Origin of the sequence: Chryseobacterium camelliae (assembly GCF_002770595.1) — a bacterium.
Classification (GTDB): Bacteria; Bacteroidota; Bacteroidia; order Flavobacteriales; family Weeksellaceae; genus Chryseobacterium; species Chryseobacterium camelliae.
This window is the reverse complement of the sequence record NZ_CP022986.1, coordinates 617,667-640,362: the sequence shown is the minus strand read 5'-3', so window position 1 is coordinate 640,362 and position 22,696 is coordinate 617,667. Positions and strand designations below refer to the sequence as shown.

Annotated in this window: 24 protein-coding genes and 1 riboswitch; of the genes, 8 read left to right on the top strand and 16 right to left on the bottom strand. The window is 42.8% G+C overall.

Annotated features, from left to right (window positions below; all coding sequences use genetic code 11):
• Window positions 1-143: 143 nt before the first annotated feature.
• A complete protein-coding gene (locus tag CGB83_RS02935; protein ID WP_100074442.1) occupies window positions 144-590 on the bottom strand; it encodes a KTSC domain-containing protein in 447 nt (148 codons plus the stop codon).
• 176 nt (window positions 591-766) lie between these two features.
• On the opposite strand from CGB83_RS02935, the gene CGB83_RS02930 reads away from it, so the two are divergent.
• Window positions 767-1,132 carry a helix-turn-helix domain-containing protein gene (locus CGB83_RS02930; protein ID WP_100074441.1) on the top strand — a complete coding sequence of 122 codons (366 nt, stop codon included), beginning with the start codon at window positions 767-769 and terminating at the stop codon, window positions 1,130-1,132.
• A gap of 132 nt (window positions 1,133-1,264) precedes the next feature.
• Here the strand turns inward: CGB83_RS02930 and metE are convergent, their stop codons facing one another.
• The 7 genes from metE to CGB83_RS02895 all read right to left on the bottom strand — a co-directional run bounded on the left by metE (window position 1,265) and on the right by CGB83_RS02895 (window position 8,546).
• Complete coding sequence (gene metE, locus CGB83_RS02925; RefSeq protein ID WP_100074440.1) at window positions 1,265-3,586, bottom strand: 5-methyltetrahydropteroyltriglutamate--homocysteine S-methyltransferase; 2,322 nt, start codon at window positions 3,584-3,586, stop codon at window positions 1,265-1,267.
• A gap of 270 nt (window positions 3,587-3,856) precedes the next feature.
• A riboswitch (cobalamin riboswitch) is annotated at window positions 3,857-4,041 on the bottom strand.
• A gap of 775 nt (window positions 4,042-4,816) precedes the next feature.
• Window positions 4,817-5,344 (bottom strand): hypothetical protein, encoded by a 528-nt coding sequence (locus CGB83_RS02920; RefSeq protein ID WP_157761278.1) that lies wholly within the window; start codon window positions 5,342-5,344, stop codon window positions 4,817-4,819.
• Between the two features lie 66 nt (window positions 5,345-5,410).
• On the bottom strand, window positions 5,411-5,986 hold the full coding sequence (locus tag CGB83_RS02915) for a hypothetical protein (RefSeq protein WP_100074438.1): 576 nt from the start codon (window positions 5,984-5,986) through the stop codon (window positions 5,411-5,413).
• A 31-nt stretch (window positions 5,987-6,017) separates the two neighbouring features.
• Window positions 6,018-6,599 carry a GDP-mannose pyrophosphatase NudK gene (gene nudK, locus CGB83_RS02910; RefSeq protein ID WP_100074437.1) on the bottom strand — a complete coding sequence of 194 codons (582 nt, stop codon included), beginning with the start codon at window positions 6,597-6,599 and terminating at the stop codon, window positions 6,018-6,020.
• A 58-nt stretch (window positions 6,600-6,657) separates the two neighbouring features.
• Window positions 6,658-7,575 (bottom strand): TIGR01777 family oxidoreductase, encoded by a 918-nt coding sequence (locus CGB83_RS02905; protein ID WP_100077471.1) that lies wholly within the window; start codon window positions 7,573-7,575, stop codon window positions 6,658-6,660.
• A 19-nt stretch (window positions 7,576-7,594) separates the two neighbouring features.
• Window positions 7,595-7,939: a hypothetical protein gene (locus CGB83_RS02900; protein WP_100074436.1), complete on the bottom strand. Its 345-nt coding sequence runs from the start codon at window positions 7,937-7,939 to the stop codon at window positions 7,595-7,597.
• Window positions 7,878-8,546, bottom strand: coding sequence for an HPP family protein (locus CGB83_RS02895; protein WP_100074435.1), 669 nt, complete (start codon window positions 8,544-8,546; stop codon window positions 7,878-7,880). Before CGB83_RS02895 ends, CGB83_RS02900 begins: the two co-directional genes overlap by 62 nt.
• A 253-nt stretch (window positions 8,547-8,799) precedes the next feature.
• Here CGB83_RS02895 and CGB83_RS02890 point away from each other — a divergent pair, with 253 nt between their 5' ends.
• From CGB83_RS02890 to CGB83_RS02870, 6 genes are all read left to right on the top strand, one after another.
• Window positions 8,800-9,132: a single-stranded DNA-binding protein gene (locus CGB83_RS02890; protein ID WP_100077470.1), complete on the top strand. Its 333-nt coding sequence runs from the start codon at window positions 8,800-8,802 to the stop codon at window positions 9,130-9,132.
• A 14-nt stretch (window positions 9,133-9,146) separates the two neighbouring features.
• A complete protein-coding gene (locus tag CGB83_RS02885) occupies window positions 9,147-9,605 on the top strand; it encodes an HRDC domain-containing protein (RefSeq protein WP_228420065.1) in 459 nt (152 codons plus the stop codon).
• A 126-nt stretch (window positions 9,606-9,731) separates the two neighbouring features.
• The gene (gene hisS / locus CGB83_RS02880) at window positions 9,732-11,081 is read left to right on the top strand and encodes a histidine--tRNA ligase (protein ID WP_100074434.1); all 1,350 of its coding nucleotides are present in this window, start codon (window positions 9,732-9,734) and stop codon (window positions 11,079-11,081) included.
• 2 nt (window positions 11,082-11,083) lie between these two features.
• Window positions 11,084-11,521 carry a hypothetical protein gene (locus CGB83_RS20085; protein WP_157761277.1) on the top strand — a complete coding sequence of 146 codons (438 nt, stop codon included), beginning with the start codon at window positions 11,084-11,086 and terminating at the stop codon, window positions 11,519-11,521.
• Entirely contained in the window at window positions 11,452-11,730 is a 279-nt protein-coding gene (locus CGB83_RS02875) for a GNAT family N-acetyltransferase (protein WP_100074433.1), read from the top strand. Before CGB83_RS20085 ends, CGB83_RS02875 begins: the two co-directional genes overlap by 70 nt.
• A gap of 18 nt (window positions 11,731-11,748) precedes the next feature.
• Window positions 11,749-12,546, top strand: a complete 798-nt coding sequence (locus tag CGB83_RS02870) for a class I SAM-dependent methyltransferase (protein ID WP_100074432.1) — start codon at window positions 11,749-11,751, stop codon at window positions 12,544-12,546.
• Between the two features lie 51 nt (window positions 12,547-12,597).
• Here CGB83_RS02870 and CGB83_RS02865 read toward each other — a convergent pair whose 3' ends face one another.
• The 3 genes from CGB83_RS02865 to CGB83_RS02855 all read right to left on the bottom strand — a co-directional run bounded on the left by CGB83_RS02865 (window position 12,598) and on the right by CGB83_RS02855 (window position 14,832).
• Window positions 12,598-12,867, bottom strand: coding sequence for a YtxH domain-containing protein (locus CGB83_RS02865; RefSeq protein ID WP_100074431.1), 270 nt, complete (start codon window positions 12,865-12,867; stop codon window positions 12,598-12,600).
• A gap of 104 nt (window positions 12,868-12,971) precedes the next feature.
• The gene (locus tag CGB83_RS02860) at window positions 12,972-13,814 is read right to left on the bottom strand and encodes an isoaspartyl peptidase/L-asparaginase (RefSeq protein ID WP_100074430.1); all 843 of its coding nucleotides are present in this window, start codon (window positions 13,812-13,814) and stop codon (window positions 12,972-12,974) included.
• Between the two features lie 130 nt (window positions 13,815-13,944).
• Window positions 13,945-14,832 carry a cyanophycinase gene (locus CGB83_RS02855; RefSeq protein ID WP_100077468.1) on the bottom strand — a complete coding sequence of 296 codons (888 nt, stop codon included), beginning with the start codon at window positions 14,830-14,832 and terminating at the stop codon, window positions 13,945-13,947.
• A gap of 200 nt (window positions 14,833-15,032) precedes the next feature.
• Here CGB83_RS02855 and cphA point away from each other — a divergent pair, with 200 nt between their 5' ends.
• Window positions 15,033-17,663, top strand: a complete 2,631-nt coding sequence (gene cphA / locus CGB83_RS02850) for a cyanophycin synthetase (RefSeq protein WP_100074429.1) — start codon at window positions 15,033-15,035, stop codon at window positions 17,661-17,663.
• 89 nt (window positions 17,664-17,752) lie between these two features.
• Here the strand turns inward: cphA and CGB83_RS02845 are convergent, their stop codons facing one another.
• From CGB83_RS02845 to CGB83_RS02825, 5 genes are all read right to left on the bottom strand, one after another.
• Window positions 17,753-18,211 carry a hypothetical protein gene (locus CGB83_RS02845; RefSeq protein ID WP_100074428.1) on the bottom strand — a complete coding sequence of 153 codons (459 nt, stop codon included), beginning with the start codon at window positions 18,209-18,211 and terminating at the stop codon, window positions 17,753-17,755.
• A 228-nt stretch (window positions 18,212-18,439) separates the two neighbouring features.
• Entirely contained in the window at window positions 18,440-19,624 is a 1,185-nt protein-coding gene (locus CGB83_RS02840; RefSeq protein WP_100074427.1) for a hypothetical protein, read from the bottom strand.
• 60 nt (window positions 19,625-19,684) lie between these two features.
• Window positions 19,685-20,515, bottom strand: a complete 831-nt coding sequence (locus CGB83_RS02835; protein ID WP_100074426.1) for a type 1 glutamine amidotransferase — start codon at window positions 20,513-20,515, stop codon at window positions 19,685-19,687.
• Window positions 20,516-20,547: 32 nt separating this feature from the next.
• Window positions 20,548-21,669, bottom strand: coding sequence for a carboxylate-amine ligase (locus CGB83_RS02830; RefSeq protein WP_100074425.1), 1,122 nt, complete (start codon window positions 21,667-21,669; stop codon window positions 20,548-20,550).
• Window positions 21,670-21,701: 32 nt separating this feature from the next.
• Window positions 21,702-22,658, bottom strand: coding sequence for an ATP-grasp domain-containing protein (locus CGB83_RS02825; protein WP_100074424.1), 957 nt, complete (start codon window positions 22,656-22,658; stop codon window positions 21,702-21,704).
• Window positions 22,659-22,696: the final 38 nt, after the last annotated feature.

Here is a 22,696-nt window from a genome sequence, read left to right as displayed (position 1 = left end):
GATTTAACAGAGTGCTATTTGTTCAAAACTTCTCGATACACTTCGCTTCGCTGCGTTACCCGAAGTGACGGGATATCAAATAAATTGCAAACAAAAAAAGCTTCCGGAATCCCGGAAGCCTTTCAAATATGTTGAGCTGAAGCTTAAGCCTCCATGGCTTCGCCCGCTTTCCGGTATACAAAACTTCCGTAAATGTGCCTCCTGGCAAAACGGCTCGGCGAATCGGCGTTCACCATTTTGATGTAGGTGTTTCTCGGGACACCCAGGTATTCGTAGATGTTTCCGTTCAGGTGCTGAACAGTAAGGATTGATTTTTCAAGGTAAAAATCCTGAATATTGGATGTCGTTGTGGTTTCCGTATATTCTTCCTTATATTTTTCCTGTGTTTCCGGGTTGATGCTTACCAGGAAATGATAGGCTTCAATCACAGATTTACTTTTCTCTTCCGCTTCCTGCTTGCCGGCTTCATCGTTGATGAATTTATCAGGATGCGTATCTTTCATCGTATTCCTGTAAATGGTTTTCAGCTCCTTTAATGTCACATTTTTATCTACTTCCAGAAGCTTTCTGTATTCGCCTAATTTTTTCATATGGTTGAATCCTTATTTCGGAGTGCAAAATTAGGGTTTTTAATTTAAACTGAAGTGTTATTTAATGTTAATTATTTGTGTATCATGCCTTTTGTGAATACATAGCAGCAAAATCAAAAACGGATGAAAGCATTTGAAAAACAAAAGTCTTTTTTTATATTTGTAAAAAGCAGATTATGCAAAAAGAAAAATTACGTTCGATCAGAAAAAAGAAAGGCTACACCCAACAGCAGATTGCCGAGGTTATTGCTACCGATGTATCCAATTATTGCAGGAAAGAAGGTGGTGACGTGAAGATCATCCATGAAGAATGGGAAAAGATCGCCAACTTCCTTAATGTCCCGGTAGAAGAAATTTATGAGGAAGAGGAAGGAACAATGATTATCAATAATAACAACTCAACATTCAATGATAGTCCTGCGGCAGGCTCAAATATTCAGACATTCAACAATGAGTTAAGCATTGAAATTATTAAAAACCTGCAGGAGTATATCGGCTTACTCAAAGAGGAAGTCAAAAGGCTGAAAGACAATCAGAATTAATTTCTGCTTATAGATTTTAAACCTTATAGGTTTTCAAAACCTATAAGGTTTAGGCAGCGTTTAGATTATTAAACAGCCTTGTATTTTTTTAAACCATAAAATAAAAACAGGAGCCCTAAAGCTCCTGTCATTCTAATATTCCATTTTTTCTTTTTTAAATTGCCCGCTCATTTCCTTTGAGGCTTTCACCATGGCAATCAGCGCCTTTTCGGTTTCTTCCCAATGCCTGGTTTTCAGTCCGCAATCCGGATTTACCCAAATCTGGTCTGCCGGGATAACGGCCTGTGCCTTTTTCAGCAGCTCCACCATTTCTTCTTTGGACGGAACCCTTGGCGAATGGATGTCGTACACGCCGGGACCAATTTCGTTCGGGTATTTGAAATCAGCAAAGGCATTCAGAAGTTCCATCTGGCTCCGGGAACATTCTATGGTGATGACATCGGCGTCCATATCGGCAATATCCTGGATGATATCATTGAATTCAGAATAACACATATGCGTATGGATCTGGGTGGCATCCTCTACGCCGCTGGCCGAGATCCGAAATGCTTCCACGGCCCATTTCAGGTAATTCTTCCAGTCGGATTTTCTTAGCGGCAACCCTTCGCGGATCGCAGGCTCGTCAATCTGGATGATCCGGATCCCGGCTCTTTCAAGATCGCAGACTTCATCGCGGATGGCCAGTGCAATCTGCCTGCACGTAAGCGAACGCGGCTGGTCATCACGCACAAACGACCACTGAAGAATGGTAACCGGTCCGGTCAGCATTCCTTTTACCCATTTTTTGGTTAAAGACTGCGCATATTCGGACCAGTAGACCGTCATTGGGTTCGGACGGTGTACGTCTCCGTAAATTACCGGTGGTTTCACGCAGCGGCTTCCGTAGCTCTGTACCCAGCCGTTTTGCGTAAAGGCAAATCCGGCCAGCTGTTCCCCGAAATATTCCACCATGTCATTGCGCTCAAATTCACCGTGAACCAGCACATCGATCCCGATGTCTTCCTGCCAGCGGATGGTGCGTTTGGTTTCCTGCTTCAGAAGTTTGTCATACTGTTTTGCATTCAGCTCTCCCTTTTTAAATCTGGACCTCCAGTTCCTTACTTCTGTGGTTTGCGGGAATGAGCCGATGGTTGTGGTGGGGAAAAGAGGAAGCTGGAGCACATGGCGCTGGATTTTCTTCCGGATGGAAAAAGGATGCTCCCTATGCGTCTCCTCACTGGTAATGACTTCCGCACGTATTTTTACGTCTTCATTATGGATCAGCGCAGAAACCTCACGATCTTCAACGGCTTTCTGATTATGGGCATACTCAAGCAATACCTCATAATTGGCATTTCCGGATGCCAGTTTTTTCAGGCTTACGACTTCACTCAATTTCTGCCTGGCAAAAGCCATCCAATGCTTGATTTCCGGATATAAAATGTTCTCGTTCTTTTCCAGATCCAGGTCAATAGGTGTGTGGAGCAGAGAGCATGAAGGTGCAATAAGGATCCTATCGGTACCGATTTTTGTGATTGCTCTTTCGATAACCTGGAGGGATTTCTGAAAATTGTTTTTCCAGATATTTCTTCCGTCCACGATTCCCAGGGATAGACTCATTGTTTTTGGAAGGATCCTTAATACCTCATTCAGCTGTTCGGGGCAACGGACCAGGTCGATATGCAGAATATCGGCAGGAAGGGAAACCGCCAGGGTAAGGTTATCCCTTAAACCTTCAAAATAGGTGGCAATGATCAATTTCAGATCCGGGAACTCTTTTCTGATTTCAGCATAGATGAATTCATAGGTTTCTTTAGCCTTTTCAGTAAGGTCCATTGCGAGGAATGGCTCATCAAACTGGATGTATTCCGCGCCGTGCTGTTCCAGTTCCTTCAAGATCCGGAGGTATACCGGAAGTAAATTCTGCGCTAAATCCAGTTTATCAAAACCTTCTTCCTTTTCTTTTCCGAGCAGGAGATAAGTCAGTAATCCGATGATGACAGGCTTTGCTTTGATGCCTGCTTCTTTTGCTCTGGTGAATTCCCTGATGATCCTGTCTGAAAACAGCGAGAATTCTTGATCTTTATGGAATTCAGGGACAATGTAATGATAGTTGGTGTCGAACCATTTCGTCATTTCCATCGCGGTAATGTCCAGACCTTCCTGCTGAAACCCTCTTGCCATGGCGAAGTACAAATCAGTCTCTGTTTTCCGGGAAGCAATTTCGAGGTACCGTGGCGGAATGGCTCCTACAGTAAGCGTCATATCCAGCACCTGATCGTAATACGAAAAATCGTTGCAGGGAATCAGGTCGATGCCTGCTTCGTGCTGATTTTTCCAGTGGTGTAGGGTGAGATTTTTGCCGGTTTCCAGCAGTTCATCCAGTGAAATTTTGCCTGACCAATACTGCTCGCAGGCTTTTTTGAGTTCTCTTTGGCTACCAATACGCGGATAGCCCAGAATGTGCGTTTGCATGTTCTTAAACTTTTAAATAAAACAATTATTAAAAGTTCTTCAGATGCTTCGCAATGCCAGCGCAAACAGGATCTGATCCATTGGGAATGATACTTTGAAATATATTTTCCCATGCAGCACGGCATGAGTTTTACAGGTAAATTTAAAGATGGTTGAACAGCTTAGGGCTTAGTGTTATCTGTGCCAAAGCAACTCTGTTTTCAGTCCTGATAAATTTAACCAATACATTCCGGTATCATCTTTATGACCAAAACTCCGGACCGCGGGAGCATTGTCAATCCGGAACAGGCAGGTCTCCTGACTTGTAACAGTTTCTGTCATCCTTCCCGTTTTCACAGTGGATATACTAGGACAAAAACCTTTGGGGTATTACTTACAGTTGCGCGACAGCTCGTGATTCTCACACGATTCCCTATTAATCTACTTTACGTAAAACCTTTTCCGTTTGATGAAGTATGTTAAAGAACTGTTTTCTGGAGCAAATGTAGGAATTATTTGTTTTGAAAAACCGGATGTAATTAGTTTTGGAGGTGTTTTATTGCAAAGTATGTAAAAAGATGGTATTCTTTGCAAGTCTGAGTAGCAAATCTGAGCTAAGTATATCAAGAAGCTTTAAGAAGTTTTGAGCGATAGCACCCTGTTAAACCACTTGCTCGATACGCTTTTTCAAGCTACTCGAAGTGACGGAGGTTGATCGTATAAATTTTTGATTCCAAACTCACTCAAGCTTCTAATTCATACAATTATTTCCTGCGTCACTTCGAGTAACGCAGCGAAGCGGAGTGTATCGAGAAGTTTTTGAGCAATAGTGTTCTGTTAAATCACTTCTCGATACGCTTTTTCAAGCTACTCGAAGTGACGGCTGTTTACAAAGTAAATTTTAATTATTAATTTACTACTTTAGTGTTTGTTCAGTAAAATATCTCCTCCGTCACTTCGAGTAACGCAGCGTAGCAGAGTGTATCGAGAAGTTTTTGAGCAATAGTGTTCTGTTAAATCACTTCTCGATACGCTTTTTCAAGCTACTCGAAGTGACGGCTGTTTACAAAGTAAATTTTAATTATTAATTTACTACTTTAGTATTTGTTCAGTAAAATATCTCATTCGTCACTTCGAGTAATGCAGCGCAGCGGAGTGTATCGAGAAGTTTTTGAACAATAACAGTCTGTTAAATCAGTTCCTGATATACCTTTTAAAGCTAACTTTAAGTTGCTGTTGTTTACAATACCATCAGCGTTCAAGAAAACCAATGGCCAGCTTCAGTGAAGCTTTAATGTGCAGATCTAATTCTACAGTATTCTCAAGAGGATAATAAAATTCTTTCGGGTTGACGAATACATTGTTGTACTGTGTTCTTTCACTGGCACCATCTACATCGATACCGAGGAGCTTGCCGCCTTTCTTCCTGTGCACTGTGGTTAACCCTTTAGCCGTTACTTTAGACTCAACACATCCTGCCAGGGCACCTCTGCCCAGAATATCAAAACAAATGGCTGTGTAGATACCGTTCGGAACCAACTGGCCAGGCGGAAGGATACAGGCATACAGAATATGAGGAAGATTGGTGATCCCTTTTGAGATTTGAATAGAGCAATCAATATTATCTATTGATGTGTACTGCTGTTCTAACGCATGCTTTAACCCAAGAAGTGAATCCCTGATGCTCATCATACCGGGATCATTGGTCCGTAACGGCTGTCCTTTGACCACAGGATTCAACTGCCTGAACTCACAGATGGCATTGAAATATAAACTCATGTTTTGGTATTCAGCAGTCATTAATCTATGATGATTCATCAATATAACACCAGGGTAATAGATATGTTATTCCTGCTGATAAATATGCGTCAGTTTGGCTTCCTTAATAAATTGTTCCGTTGGCGTAGCATCAGTCGCACTTTTATTGGTGAGTTCGATAAAATAGATGATGGAATTCGGGAACCTGCTGTCTTTGCAGATCATTTTGAATCGCCTTACCTGCGGACCGGTTTTCAGAAAGCTGGCTTCAGTTATCGGGCCAAGTTTCACTTGGTTTACATCAAAACCCGCTCTGGGATCTTTCTGCAGCTTTAAAAACCTTTTTTGGGTACGGTCGGTGGTTTCGTCAATGAATTTCTGCATCTGGTAGTCAGTCAGCAGCTGAGGATAAATGAGTCCCTCTTTAAGCAGCAGGGCAGTGGTTTTATCCGAAGTGTCATAATAAACCACTTTATCATCAAACCGGACTTCATTACTGCCAGGGATTATTTTACCATCGAATTTTTTATAATTTTTCTTTTTATAGCTGTTTTGGAAATGTTCCGTTGCTGCCTTGTCTTTTGCGCCCAGTTTCTCCGCCTTCTGAGCAAAAGCAGGTGCGCAAAACAGGATAGAAAGACTAAGGGTATACCATATTTTCATGAAAAAAGGATTTAAAGTAAAACGTAATAATTTATAAAATATTTTTAACTCTCAGATGCTGTATCAGCATAATAGTTTTCGCGTCCCTGATTTCTCCGGTGTCTACCATCCGCAGTGCCTCTTCATACCCGAATTCCAGGACCTCGATGTCTTCACCTTCCTCTTCAAGACCGCCGCCCTCTGCTGTTTTCATATCCTGGGCATATTCCGCAATAAAGCAATACAGGATCTCTGTAACGGCACCGGGAGACATATACGCTTCGAAAACCTTTTCCACATGAGAGATTTTATACCCGGTTTCCTCCTCAGTTTCCCTTCGGATGCATGCTTCCGGATCATCGTTATCCAGCAGCCCGGCACATACCTCAATCAGCATTCCGGTAGGGTTTCCGTTCAGGAAAGAAGGCAGCCGGAACTGACGGGTTAATATGACGGTTTTCCGTTCTTTGTCATACAGCAGAATAGCGGCACCGTTTCCACGGTCATACGCTTCTCTGCTCTGGGTCCTGACACTTCCGTTATGCATGGTTTTGTCATACGTCACTTTTTTCAGGGTATACCACTGGTCAGAAAGGATTTCAGTTTTGGTAATATGGATTTTATTGTCTTGCATAAATGAATAGGTTTGAAATACGTAAAAGCAGGTTTATTCAATAAGTCTCCTGATTTTCTTATTTGTTAATTTTATCTTTTAATAAATCTTGTAAAGCAGTATGGAGATCCGGGAACCTGAAATCGAATCCGGAATCCATTATTTTTTTTGCTGAAGCCCTTGAACCTTCCAGTACGGCTACCGAAAGTTCGCCGAAAATCAATTTCAACAGGAACGCCGGTACATTCGGCATGATAAACGGACGGTTCAGTATTCCGGCCACTTCTTTCGTAAAAGCAGCATTGGTAGTATGTTGTGGAGCAACGGCATTATAAGCGCCTTCCACGGAATTGTTTTTTACGGCATATTCATACATTGAGGCGATATCTTCAAGGTGAATCCAGGGCATATACTGCTTTCCGGTGCCCAGGGGAGAACCGATCCCGTATTCCACAGGAACCATCAACTTTTTTAAAGCGCCTTCTTTTTCAGAAAGGACCACCGCCGTGCGCAGCTTCACGACTCTTTCGGCCAGTCCGTTTTCAGTGAATTCATCGGCAACCTGTTCCCACAGGACGACGACCTCACTCAGGAAATCTTTTCCTGCCGGATCTTCTTCAGTATATATCTTTTCAGTAGTTTCCGTACCGTAATAATTGATCCCTGACGCGGAAATAAAGGATTTCAGCTTGATATTCCGGTTTCTGACACCTTCCATCAGAAGCCGGGCAGAATCAACACGACTGGAAATCAGTTCCTTTTTTCTTTCATCGGTCCATCGTTTTTCAGAAATATTGGCGCCGGCAAGATGGATGATATGGGAAACATTGTCGAAAGCAGCCTGATCTACTGTGCCTTTTTTCAGGTCCCATTCAAATTCATGGGCTTTCTTTTTTTTGCGCGTTAGGAACCTGACTCTATATTCTTTGTCCAGCTTTTCGGCCAGTTTGCGGGCAATCAATCCGTTGGCTCCGGTAATCAGGATAATTTCTTTCATAATAGGCATTTTTGTCGGGCTATCCCTGGTTTCTGACAATTAAAACAAAATCTTCTTCCAGGATTTTATATCCGTAATCATAGATAAATTTATATTCCGAACCGTTTTTGTACACTTTAAGATTTGTGAAATAATCAAAATCAAAACCTAAGCCATCAAGTTTTGACCGGGTTATTTTTGTTTTTCCTTCCGTATTCACTTCCCTGAGGATCCGGTAATTTTTCCGCAGCTTGTTGTTCACATTCCTCATCAGGTTGCTCGAGTCTTTATTCTGCTTATTGTTATAGGCATTCCGGCAGGCATCATTGCAGAATTTTTTGTCTGACCGGCCGATGATTTTTTCGCCGCATTCTAAACAGTTCATGGCTGATCTTTTTAACAGGATGTGAATGTTGATGTCTTTTTTTTAGCAGCTTCTTAAATCGGTTGTGTGCAGGGTAGCTTCTGTTAGGCGTCAGGTTGTTGAAGAACAGGGCGGTCAGCAATAAGATAAGGCAGCCGCTTAAGACGGGAGAAATAACATACCAATAGCCCAGCTCAGGGATTTTTCCGGTAGAACTTACTGCAATGAGGGCAGTAGCACCTCCCGGCGGATGCAGGGTTTTGGTATACTGCATCAATATGATGGAAAAGGCCACGGCAAGAGGTGCCGAAAGCCAGATGATATCCGGAACAATTTTGTAAATGGTAACTCCTACCAATGCTGAAATCACATGGCCGCCCACAAGGTTCCTCGGCTGTGCCAGCGGGCTTTGTATCGCTCCGTAAATCAGCACGCTGGAAGCCCCGAAAGATCCGATCAGAAAAATATTTTCCGTAGCGGCGAGAGAATGCGACTGGATAAAGGCAATGATGCCGATTCCGAAGAAAGCTCCGAGGAAAGACCAGAAGTGTTCCCTGTAATCAACCAGTGTTTCACGGTAAATGACATATCTGGAAACCCTGAATGTTCTTTGTATTGTTTTTTTCATTGCTGTAAACTCATAAATGTCGAATGAAGGAAAAAATGACGCTGCATAAAATTGATTGATCTAGTATTGGTAAACCGTCAGCATCCCTTCTTCCATTCAAATATACGTAATTATCCGTTTGCAAACGACTACAAATGAATTTAAATAGTTTTTAACCGGATATGGAAGTGTACATCTGCAATCTTTGCAACAGAGATCCGGAAAAACAGTGAGCGTCAAGGATCTGAAAACTAATCTTTTAAAAATTAATATTATGTCACTAAGAAACAAAGTAACCCTGATCGGGTACACAGGAAAAGAAGTTGAAATGGTAAACTTCGACAACGGGAATGTAAAAGCTCAGGTATCGCTTGCAACAAGCGACCATTACACCAACGCAAAAGGTGAGAAAGTAGAGGAGACCCAATGGCATACGCTGGTAGCCTATGGAAAAGTAGCGGATATCTTCCAGAAGTATGTGCATAAAGGCAAAGAAATTTCCGTAGAAGGAAAGCTCATGTATCGATCTTATGATGATAAGGAAGGCATCAAGAGATACATTACCGAAATAAGAGTGGATGAAATACTGCTGTTAGGAGGCAAATAACCGTAAAAACATGCATGATGAAAGTAAAAATTTTTAAAATCAGACTTCCGGAAGAATTTCTCTATGATGATCAGAGAGCACTGGATAGCTTTCTGGCAACCCGGGAAATCATAAAAGTGGAAACAGCATTTGTACAGGATGAGAACTACTGGTCTGTTGTACTGTATTTTGAAGAGCTTAAAAGCTCTCAGAATACCGTCAGGGATCCGAAGACGGTAAAATATTCTGCCGCAGACAGCGATGAGCTGAACACCGATGAAGAAAAAATCCTCGATGCCCTGAAGTTCTGGCGTTCGGAGAAAGCAAGGGAACAGAACCTTCCTACATATTTCATTGCCACCAATAAAGAACTGCTGTCTGTAGCCAAATACAAGCCGGCCAGGAAAGAAGAACTGCTGGATATCAAAGGCTTCGGGAAACATAAGATAGAAAATTACGGAGCAGAAATCCTCGAGATCCTGGAAAACGTATAAGACACACAGCACAAATGATGATCTGGCCGGAGCGCAAATGCCGTTCCGGCTTTTATTGTGCCGGTAAGTCCGCTCAATTCACTATTTTTGCAGCAGCATTATTATTAATTATTCATCAATTATACAATGAAATCAGGTTTAGCAAAAGGAACGAGGGATTTTACCGCTCTTGAAGTTTCCAGAAGAAGATATATCATCAATACTTTACAGCGGAATTTTGAGCTTTTCGGCTTCCAGCCTTTGGAAACTCCGAGCTTTGAAAATCTTTCTACATTAACCGGAAAATACGGAGAAGAGGGAGACCGTCTGATTTTTAAAATATTAAATTCAGGGGATTATACGGCTAAAGTAAACCAGGACGACTGGGCAAATAAAAGCCATCAGAAACTGACTTCCCAGATCTCGGATAAGGCACTCCGCTATGACCTTACCGTACCTTTTGCAAGATTCGTGGCCATGAACCATAATACGCTGACCTTTCCTTTCAAACGGTATCAGATCCAGCCGGTCTGGAGGGCAGACCGTCCGCAAAAAGGAAGATTCAGGGAGTTTTACCAGTGTGACGCTGATGTGGTGGGTAGTGAAAGCCTGTTGCAGGAAGTTGACCTGGTGCAGCTGTATTTAAAATCATTTGCTGATCTCGGTCTTTCTGTAGCGATCCACATCAACAACCGGAAAGTCCTTTCCGGACTGGCAGAATATGCCGGGATTACAGATCAGCTGATCGACTTCACTGTTGCCCTGGATAAACTGGATAAAATAGGAAAAGAGGGGGTAACCAAAGAACTTCTGGAAAGAGGGATCAGTCAGGAATCCATCAATAAACTGGATTTCCTGTTCACCCAGTCCGATAACGCTTTGGAAAACCTCAGCCAGCTGAAAGACAAGTTTCAGGGCAATGAGACCGGACTGAAAGGAGTGGAGGAGCTTGAATTTGTTTTGAACCAATCCATTCAGCTTGGTGCGGATGCCAAAAATCTGGTCTTTGATATTACCTTAGCCAGAGGCCTGGATTATTATACCGGTGCCATTTTTGAAGTTAAAGCCAACAATGTGCAGATGGGCTCCATTGGCGGAGGCGGGAGATACGATAACCTGACTGAAGTTTTCGGAGTAAAAAATATTCCCGGTATAGGCATTTCTTTTGGCCTCGACAGGATTTACCTGGTGGTTGAAGAACTGGGACTGTTCCCTGAAGGTGCAGATTCAAAAACAGACTACCTGTTTGCTAACTTTGGACCGGAAGGAACGTCGGAAGCCCTGAAACTGATTATGCAGCTTCGTGCCAAAGGGATTTCAGCGGAATTATATCCTGAAAATGCGAAAATTGCCAAGCAGTTTACCTATGCAGAGAAAAAAGGAATCAGGAACCTGGTTTTTTTGGGAGAGGAAGAAATCAAGAATAAGACAGTAACTTTTAAAGACCTTGAAAAAGGGGAACAGAAAACAATTTCTGTCGATGAATTCCTGGCCTGATTGTGAAACCAGAGGTATCTGAAGGGATCGTTGAAAAGTGGCTGAGAGCATGGTCTTTGTCAAGAGACCTGCCTATGCCTGAAAAATATGCTTCCGGATACTGTGTCAATGTCGGGGCACCGAAACAAAAAGTCCGTTGCGTATTTCCGGAATTAAATAATGATTTTTTCTCGCTGGCCAAAACTGTTGACGAATCATGGGTTTTTCTGAAGGTATGTGCTCCATATGAAGAATTCAGGTCGTTGATTCCCAAAGATTGGATCGTACAGCTCCAGGGATACATGGTGTACTGCAACAGCAGGATGAATTTTGGCAACAGTGTTTTGCCTGATGGTTACAGCATCGATATTCAGCGTTGTAGTCCTGAAAAATGTATCGTCAGGATCTGTATGGAAATAAGGAAGCTGCGATCGGAACGCTTATTATCGTTGATGGGATAGCAGTTTATGACCGGATTGTTACGCAAGAAAGGCACCGGCGAAAGGGGCTTGCAAGAAAAATCATGGCTGTACTGGAAGATATGGCATTATCGGAAGGAATACAATATAATTTTCTGGTAGCCACAGAACAGGGAAGATCTCTATATGAGTTATTAGGCTGGAAACTGTATAGCATATACACTTCGGTGGTGATCCCATCTGATTATTAATAAAAATAAAAATGCATTATGGAAAATTATCTTGAAATCAATAGGAAATCCTGGAATGCCAAAGTGGAACCGCACCTGAAATCAGATTTTTACTTTGTTGATGAATTCATACAAGGAAGAAGTTCCCTGAATTCTATTGAACTGGAGCTTTTGGGAGATGTTAAGGATAAAAAGATTCTACACCTGCAATGCCATTTCGGTCAGGATTCTATTTCACTTTCCAGGCTGGGTGCCGATGTGACAGGGATTGACCTGTCTGATCAGGCCATATCAAAAGCTGCTGACCTGGCTGATCAATGCCGGACAGATACCCGATTTATATGTTCGGATGTATATCGCCTTCCGGATGTTTTGGATGAAAAATTTGATCTTGTTTTTACCAGCTATGGGACAATTGGCTGGCTTCCCGACCTTAAAAAATGGGCTGGTGTTATTAATCATTTTTTGAAACCCGGCGGAAGATTCATTATGGCAGAGTTTCATCCTGTAGTCTGGATGTTTGATGATGACTTTGAGGGGATCAATTATAATTATTTTAATGAAAAACCCATTACCGAAACCTATGTAGGAACGTATGCAGATCCTTCAGCAGATCTGGTGCAGCAATATGTAATGTGGAACCACTCTCTGGCGGAAGTGCTTCAGAACCTGCTTTCATATGGCTTGGAACTGAAAGATTTCAAAGAGTTCGACTGGTCACCATATCCTTGTTTCAGGCACGTGGTTGAGGTTGAAAAAGGCAAATGGCGCATTGAAAAATTCGGGAATAAAATTCCGTTGGTCTATGCACTGAGTGCACAAAAAAAGTCATCGTAATACAAAATTACGATGACTTTTTTTATATATGAATGTTAAAAAACTAGTCTGTTAGTTGATGGCACTTTCTGCCTGAGACTTTACATCTTCAGCCTTATTCTGCACCTGAGATGCTACATCATTAGCTTTATTCTGAACCTGGGAAGCTACGTCATTAGCTTTGCTTTTCAAATCATTTCCCCACTTGTTGAAATTATCTTTTGCAGTGTTGATTTTATCTTTCACTTTTTGCTGCTCCTCCGGAGTTGATTTTTTGTATTTCCAATACGCTAATGCACCTAAACCTACTAAAGCTAATAAGCCTTTTGTTTTATTTCCCATGATTTCTTCTTTTTAAAGTTAATATTAAGATTTGTTGCTAGTTATCATGTAAAATGCATGCCAAAAAACTGAAGCGATATATAAAAAAATGTTAAAATTTCAATTTAGCTGAAAACCGTACACTCTGTTCCGTCAAAACTTGCAAATACCATGGTGGGATAAGAATCCTGATGATAGACGTTTCCATTTCGGTCTATAGCAATGGCCCCTGCAAATCCATCCACCGCCTTCAGTTCTTCAAAAGTCCGGTCGAAAGCAGTTTTAAGATCCATTCCGTCTGTAACACGGGTTACGATTTTTGCAGCAGTCGCGTTGCTTACAATATCTTCTCCCACACCTGTGCAACTGACGGCACAGAACGGATTGGCATAATTCCCGGCTACGGTAGCCGAATCTGAAATCCTTCCCGGGATTTCAAAGCCCTTTCCTCCGGTAGATGTAGCTGCTGCAAGATGGCCGTTTTTATCAATAGCTACGCAGCCTACCGTGCCTTTTCCTCCGCTTTTAAGTTTTTCCTCGTATTCTTTTCTTCTCTGAGGAATCTCCGTGGAATAGTCCTCAAATCCGTGCGTTGCAGCATATATTTTAGCCCCTTCGCCGCCCAGTACTCTGTCATCTTCCTGCATCAGTGATTTCGCTACAAAAACGGGGTTTTTCACATCCTGAATATTGATGACACCGCTCAGCTTCTGGGTTTGCCCATCCATTACCGCGGCACTCATCCGGATAATACCGTCGCCCTGGATCTGTGAGCCTGTACCGGCATTGTATAAAGGATCATTTTCCAGCAGGGAAACGGCATAAGCTACCGTATCGAATGCAGAATTAGATTGTAAATAGTCAAATGCCGCGCGCGCAATGCGCTGTAAAGAATCCTGTTTGGCTGTTTTTACCTCAGTGCTCTGATCGCTTTCAGAAAAAAAACCGCCGTGAATAATAATTTTCATAGGTGATAAGGATAAATGATGAATAATTTCGGAGGTTAAATTAGAAATTTAGCCGGATAAAAACAATGCGCTGAATCATTTCAGCACTTTAATGCAGCTTTTATGCTTTTTCGCTAATTTGTTGTAACCGCTATTTATCCTGTGGTATGGGATTGAACTGCGAATTTTCTATGGTCAGCGTCCTGGTAGTCAGGTCATAATGATCATTCATAGACATCACATGTACCGTGAGGTTGTCAATGGAGATAGGCTCTCCGAGGTTGATGTTGGTCAGGTTGGTATCTTTGATGAACCTTCCGTCTACAATAATGACCAGTCCGGAACCTACCGCCGTCATTACATCATCATGGATGAAAAGTCCTGTATCTTCTCCCAGGCCGATTCCCAGCGTTCTCGGATTATTGACTACCGCCTGGAATAACCTGCCGATTCTTCCCCTCTGCACAAAATGGGTATCGATAATCACATTATCAATTAATCCCAGTCCCTGAGTGGTTTTGATCTCGCCTTTCAGCAGGGCTTCTGAACTGCTTCCCTGGTAAATCATATTTTCTGAAGCGGCGGCAGCACCGGCAGAAGTACCCGAATAAATGAAATTCTGTTCCTGGTATTTTAAAAGGATGGTATCGTGAAACCTGGTTCCGCCCAGAATGGAGGTCAGCCTCAGCTGGTCACCGCCGGTAAACATCACCACATCGGCTGCGTTGGCTCTGGCCACCATAGCATCCGAATTGGCTTCTTCCCGGTTGTGGATGTCAAGGATATTAACGTTTTTGGCACCTAAGAATTCAAATGCCTTTTTATACTCGGAGCCTACAATCTGGGGGATCTGGGAAGCCGTAGTAATGATCTCAATCACGGAATTCTCCTTATGCTTGGATTCATTAATGATTTTCCTTAAGATGCCTCTTTCAAAAAAATTGAGGTTTTTTTCAATATTCTGGTCGAAATCGGTTTCTGAAAAACTCCCTTTGTTTACAGCGCCTCCGATAACGATTAATTTTCCAACGGGTTTCATCATGGCACAAATTTAAAAAATAATTCATAGGTGGGGAAATATAAGGGGAAGCAAATTGATTTCAGACATTTTTAAATTATTAATAATTTTTGCTCTTTTTTTTGAAAAACTTCATTGTAGTATGGTTTTTGTTAGAGGGTTTTGCATTATCTTTGGTAATATTATAGGTATAATTAACTAGGAAAATTTGGGTATTATATATGAAAATTGAGAAGATACAGGCACTGCGCGGCCCGAATATTTGGAGTATCAGAAGAAAGAAGCTGATACAGATGAGGTTGGATCTTGAGGAAATGGAGAATTTTCCTACCAATAAAATAGACGGATTCAGGAAAAGGATCGAAAAACTGATCCCTTCGCTTATTACGCACAGGTGTTCTGAAGGAACGGTAGGTGGTTTCTTCCACCGTGTGGAGACCGGTACCTGGATGGGGCATGTGATTGAACATATTGCTCTTGAAATCCAGACCTTGGCAGGGATGGAAGTCGGTTTCGGACGTACCCGTGAGACCAAAACCCCCGGCGTATATAATGTCGTATTTAATTATATCGAAGAAAATTCCGGTATTTATGCGGCGGAGCAATCCGTAAAGATTGCAGAAGCCCTGATTGAAGGTCATGAATATGACATGAATGAGTGCATCAAGACCCTTAAGGAAATCCGTGAAAGGGAACGTTTGGGGCCCTCTACAGGAAGTATTGTCCAGGAAGCGGTTTCCAGGAAAATCCCATGGATCCGGCTGGGTAACAATTCTTTGGTTCAATTGGGATACGGTGTCAACCAGCAGCGTTTCCAGGCAACCATCACTGGTAAAACAAGCTCTATTGCCGTAGATATCGCCTGCAATAAAGAACTCACCAAGAAAATGCTTCATGATGCGGCAATCCCGGTACCAATGGGAGAGCTCGTTATGCACGAAGAGGATCTGGACAGGGTGATCAGGAAAATAGGATATCCTATTGTACTTAAGCCACTGAACGGGAATCACGGGAAAGGAGCTTCCATCAACGTTACCGATTGGGAAAATGCCCTGATAGGATTAGAGCATGCCCAAAAATATTCTCAAAAAGTCATTGTCGAAAAATATATTACAGGATATGATTTCAGGATCCTGGTCATCAACAATAAAATGGTAGCTGCAGCCAGAAGGGTTCCTGCCCATATTGTGGGAGACGGCGAGCACAATATCCAGCAGCTTATTGATAAAGAAAATACAGACCCGAGAAGAGGGTACGGCCATGAAAATGTCCTGACGGATATTGCCGTAGATAAAGATACCCTCGAACTGCTTTCTAAGCTTCAGTATACCATGGAAACGATTCCTCAGAAAGGGGAAGTGGTTTATCTGAAATCCACTGCCAATCTCTCTACCGGAGGAACTTCCATTGATGTTACCGATATGGTACATCCTGAAAATATTACAATGGCGGAAAGGATTTCTAAAATTATCGGCCTGGATGTATGCGGTATCGACATCATGGCTGAAAACTTAACCCAGCCTTTAAAGGAAAGCGGTGGTGCCATCATCGAAGTCAATGCAGCACCCGGATTCAGGATGCACCTGGCTCCGAGTGAAGGACTGCCGAGAAACGTAGCGGCGCCGGTTGTCGATATGCTGTATCCGCCGGGAAAACCGTTTACCATTCCGATTATTGCCGTAACAGGAACCAACGGAAAAACCACCACGACAAGGCTTATTGCCCATATTGTTAAAAGCAACGGGCACAGGGTAGGCTTTACTACTTCCGACGGTATTTACATCCAGAATACGATGCTGACCAAAGGGGACACCACCGGGCCGGTTTCCGCAGAATTTATCCTGAAGGATCCTACCGTAGAATTTGCCGTCCTGGAAACTGCCAGAGGCGGGATCTTACGGTCCGGACTGGGCTTCTCGCAATGCGACATCGGCGTACTGACCAATATTAAGGAAGATCACCTGGGTATGAATGACATCCACAACCTTAAAGACCTGACAAGGGTAAAAAGGGTGGTGCTGGACAGTGTTAAAAAGAATGGCTGGAGCGTGATGAATGCCGATGATGAATATTCCATGAGAATCCTTCATGATATCGACAGCCAGGTTGCGATCTTCAGTATGGATGAAGATAATTCCCACATCAGGAAATTTGCCAAAGAAGGGAAAATTACCTGCGTGTACGAGGAAGGCTTTGTTACGATTAAAAAAGGGGACTGGAAAATCAGGATAGGCAAAGCAAAAGATTTTCCGATCACGATGGAAGGAAAGGCGAGGTTTATGATCCAGAATGTTCTCGCGGCCAGTTTAGCCTGTTACCTGCATGGTTTTGGTATCGAAGATATTTCCAATTCCCTGAGGACTTTTATTCCAAGCGCACAGCTTACCCCGGGAAGGCTTAATATTTTCAAGTTCAAGAATTTTAAGGTCCTGATCGATTTTGCCCATAATCCTGCCGGTTACGAAGCCATTGAAGATTACCTGAAAAATGTGGAATCCACCAAGAAGATCGGAATTATTTCCGGTGTCGGCGACAGAAGGGATAACGATATCCGTGAATGCGGAAAGATCGCAGGAAGGATGTTCGATTACATCATCATCAGAAATGAAAAACACCTCCGCGGAAGAACGGAAGATGAGATCAACGGGCTGATTATCGAAGGGATGCAGTCTTCAGGAAGGGATGTCAGCTATGAGATTATTCCGAAGGAGATTGAAGCATTGAAGCATGCCATGAGCATGGCAGAAGAAGGCACCTTCATTACTGCGCTGAGCGATGTGATTTCCAATGCCATTGAACTGGTGCAGGAATACCAGACGCGTGAATTGCTGGAAGACGGTAAAATACTGTAAACGATAACATACAATTTCGGGCGGATTCTTTGAATACGCCCGAAATTTTTATTTTAATGATGCAATGCTTTGCTTCCCCATTTTTCCTGTTAAACCGATTCCCAAATATTCTGGATCTGTCTCATTTTCTTAAAATAAAAATACAGCGGGACCAGTTCAAACCTGATGGTAAAAGTGATATGATCTACCGTAAAAGGAATGACAAGCATCATGATCACGCATATGGCAATACCTAAACCTGCATCAGCAATTGCTGCTTTCGGTGCCCATTCCTGTTCAAACCATAAGCCGTAGGCAACAATGCCTTTGAAAACCAGGATGCTGATAATGAATATTCCGGCTGGTGAGTAGATTTGTGTGCTTTCAATACCATAAATAGACAGATTGGTATCATTTGAAAACAACCCCGTCAAAGGTAAAAACACAGCTATGGTCCCCATTATAATAAAGATCCAAATGAAAATTTTAATCCACACAGGCAATAATTTCCTCCTTGCATGCGGATGATAGGTATTTTCAAACTCTTGAAAAGTAGATTTTTCCTTCATGAAGTACAATGATTTAAAATTGATATCTCGTCTGTTCCCAAAGATACTATATTTTGTTTTCCGGAAAAGAAAGCATCTGATATTTTATCAAATAAGAATGAATTATTTTACAGATGGTGTATTAAGCTGTAAAAATAAAGACAAAGAAAAATATTCCAGTAGGATATTGTGATAACAGCTTAGCCGGAAAACTTCCGGAATTAATAGATCAATAGGATTACCTGGTGATTATTCTCTTGTAAAAAAAGCATGCGAACTTCCGATCCATATGGCATCTTTCTTATTAAAGCTTACGTTGACCATATCCGCTTTGGTCATCCTTACCAGATTATTGAGCAGGACAGGCCGCTCCTGATCTTCATGCCATACATAAAGCAGACGGATTTCCGCTTTGGAATGATCACCGTTGATATCCTTAAATGCCGGCTCATACTGCACTTTTCTCTGCAGGATGTAATTTTCTTTATCCGGTATGGCTTCTACAACAGCAGGGACAGGATGAAGGTTTACACCGGACCCTGCAAAGGAAAACAGGGGTTTCAATACAAAATTGCCGAGATCCTCATGATCCGGAAACTCGTGAAGAAAATAACTTTTCGGAACGAGCGGATGCTTTAAAAACGGCAGGATGAATTTTGAAATCTTAAAAAACCAGTTAGGATGAGTCACCCAGTGCACATCGAGGTCCTCACGGAAATCAAATCCCGGGTTAAGGTCAGTGATCTGTTCCAGTTCATCAAAGATGACGCGGTTATAGATTCTCTTTATTTCGGTCTGTTTGCTGTTATAGTCATAATACAATTTCCTGCCCTGTTTTTTGATTTTGGTAAGGCATACGGTCTCAATGCCGAGCATCTTTTCAGTGCATAGGAAATCAATAGCTGTCTTTTGCTGTTCAGGGAAGATCTCAAGAAGGACGACATGTTCGGGAGATTCATCTCCAAGGATGATTTTTTTCAGATGATCGATATAAATCTCCTCTGTCATGGTATTCTTTATTCCTGAAAGAAAAGGGTAGGTTTCACAGAAGGCATCTTCATATACTTTCTGAAAGGCATACAGGGACGGGAAGGCCTGAAGTTCGATCAGCTGAGGCAGGATATTACCATTTTCATCAGCACAGATTCCGAAGTCGATGGTGAAAAAATGAGGCTGTTGTGTATCATTGGGAATAGTATACCGGTCAGGAACCGCCTTATCCAATGTTTCAGGAGGAATAGCTTTGATCTGGTCAATAATGCTCTCAGCAGCTTCAATAAGCTGAAGCTTTAAGGTGTGGGAAAGAAACACCGGACTTTCCGAAATCCTGAATGCGGGCTCTATGCCGCTTTTTTCCTTCAGGATATTTTTAAGGGATGTATATTTTTCCTGTGAAAATTCCCGGTTGAACTGTTCTCTGTATTCTGGGATCATATATTGAAGTGTTTAGATCAGAATTTGTGTTTTATTATCGGTCATAGAATAGCTGGAATTTCATTCTGTGGCGGCCTTTTTCATAATGTTTTGAATTGCCGACTGAAGGAAACGGGGAAGGATCTGAGCCTGGGTCAGCTTGATTTTGTCTTCATCATCCATTCTGTCCAGCGTTTCCAGGTATTTTTCAATCCCGAAATTTTCAATCATGGCATTCTTATTTTTCTCAACCTTCAGGTTTTCAAGCATCCCCTCGGGATTGGCTTCAGGATGAAACTGGGTGCCGAAAATTTCATCTGAGAAACGAACTGCCATAACCGCTCTTTCTAAATCAATATAGGGGCGGAATTTTTCAATGGCCACGATGCTCATACCCAACTCTTCAAAGCGGTGATAATCCGGTTCAATAAACTGGTAAGCCCTGGAATCCACCGCAAAAAACGGGTCCGGCAGGTTCCTGAATAAAAATTCATCTTCACCATCTTCTGTTTTGTGCACTGGCATAATGCCAAACGAGTACGATTTCCTTTTGCTGATATTCCCCAGTTCCCAGTGGATGGCTGCCAGCTGAAAGGAGTGGCAGATCAGGAAAAGGTATTTTTTGGAAGAATGATTCCGGTTATGGTTAAAAACAGAATCCAGTAAACCTGCAAACCGGTTTTCCCATTCCAGGCCTTCCCGGTGCGGATCACCCGGTCCACCTGAAGAGATAAAAATATCAAATGCATCAGGATCCGGCATTTCATTTTTGTACCGGACGTCAAATGTTTCAATGCTTATATTTTCTTCGGAATGCTGGCGGAATGCCTCTGAAATCTCGAGGATATTCTTGAATCCCTGATTGACATGGTTGTTATTCATATCGAGCAAGGCAATGCGGATATCGGTCATGCTGGTTCTTATTTCTTCAAAGGTATTAAATATTATGGAGCAGGGATTCCGTGTGTGATGCCATACTCGGTCTCAGAGATCATATAGTCAACCACTTTCGTAAGGTCTCCCGTTTCCCTGTAAATGCTCAGCTGACGGTCGGCTCCCGTTCCGTGTTCAAGGATCTTCCAGGCATATTCCACCTCTGAGCGGCATCCCAGCTCATCCACCACATCATCAATAAACTCAAGCAATTCTTTAAGCAGAACCGGATAAGGAACGGATTCCTCTTTCCCGAAATCAATCAGGTGCGCTTCAATCCCGCTTTTGGAAGCCCTCCATTTATTTTCGTTCAGCAGGAGTCTCCTGTAGCTCCTGAAGCTCAGGTTCTGCTGGTGAAGCTTATAAATCTTAGCAACCAGGCTCTGCATAATGGCGGCAAGGCAAACGGTTTCGTCAATCCTCATCGGCATGTCACAGATCCTGAATTCTATGGTAGGATAGAAGGGATGGACCCGAAGGTCCCACCAGATTTTTTTGGCATTGTCGATGGTCCCTGTCTTGATCAGCAGATCCACATAACTGTCGAACTCTGCAAGGGAATTGAAATAACTCGGTATCCCGGTACGCGGGAATTTTACGAAAATTTCCTGCCGGTAGGATTTAAAGCCGGTGTACCTTCCGATCCAGAACGGCGAATTGGTAGACAGCGCATACACATGCGGAAGGAAATACCGCATGACATTCTGTATCCGGACGCCTTCTTCCCGGTTGGGGATCCCGATGTGAACATGCAGCCCGAAAATAAGATTTTCACGCGCCACATCTCCCATATCATCCACAATTTTGGTATACCGCTCTCCCTGGGTGATGGTATTGGCGGACCAGTGCGAGAAAGGATGGGTCCCGCCTCCGGAAACCCGAAGTCCCTGTTCACGGGCAATCTGTATCAGATGTCTCCGGAGGTTGGTGAGCTCCGTCCTGGCTTCCTGGATATTCCGGCAGATGCCCGTTTCCATTTCAATCATGGATTCGTGCATCTCGTGCTTTAAGTTCTCACTGAGGATCGCCTTTCCGCCTTCAATGATCTTGGAAACATGGGAAATAAGATCCCGGCTTTCCACATCAATGATCTGGTATTCTTCCTCTATGCCTATGGTAAACTGATGCTGCATACGTTTTTCATATTTATTTGTGTTTCATAGTCTTATTTTTCCATGGAGTCCTGCACGAAAGTTCCCCAGCTGATATGGGCTTCTCCCGGAACATAGTCCTTTGCCTTTTCTATAGCGAATTGGGCCGCATGTTCCACAATCCATTCAAAATTCTCTTCTCCTACGGAATTTCTGTCGGCGTCCGGGGCAGGATTACAGAAATCGATGGCATAAGGAATACCGTCCCGCACGGCAAATTCTACGGTATTGAAATCGTAGCCTAAAGCTTCGTTCATGAGGATCGTATAATCATGGATGGTTTTCAGCAGTTTTTCCAGTTCCTTGCCCTGGGTCTGATGCGTGGTAACATATCTTAGGTGCGAAGGATTTCGGGGTTCATAAGGCATAATATGCACATGTTTCCTGCCGAGGCAATATACCCGGTAATAATCGGTGAAAACAATCTCCTCCTGGACCATCATCACCAGCTGTTCCGTTTCAGAAAGTTTGTTCCAAAGGTCCTCCGGGCTTTCCACGCGGTAGACATTCCGCCATCCGCCTCCGTCATGGGGCTTCATGTATGCCGGAAATCCGATGTAATCAAAAATATATTCCCAGTTGTGAGGATACTTCAGGTTCCTGAATGAAGTTTCCGAGGTATTGGAAGGCCTTTCAAAGGACGGCAGCAATACGGTCTTGGGCAAAGGGATTCCGAGCTTGGTCATCAGAGCATTATTGAAAAATTTTTCGTCTGCACTCCACCAGAACGGATTGTTGATGACATATGTTCCGTTTAATGCCGCATTCTTAAGGTATGCCCTGTAGAACGGAACGTCGTGTGAAATCCGGTCAATGATAACGGCATAGCCGTAATCAGCACCCTGTTCAAGTTGATCAATCATTACAGGTTCAGCAGTGATTTCTCCCTTTCCCAATTGATTCACCCGGTCAATGAATGCCCATGGAAAAGTATCTTCCATACCGAACAGTATACCCACCTTTTTTGCCATAATTGTTGTTTTTTATATTAATATTTGGATAAGCTTCA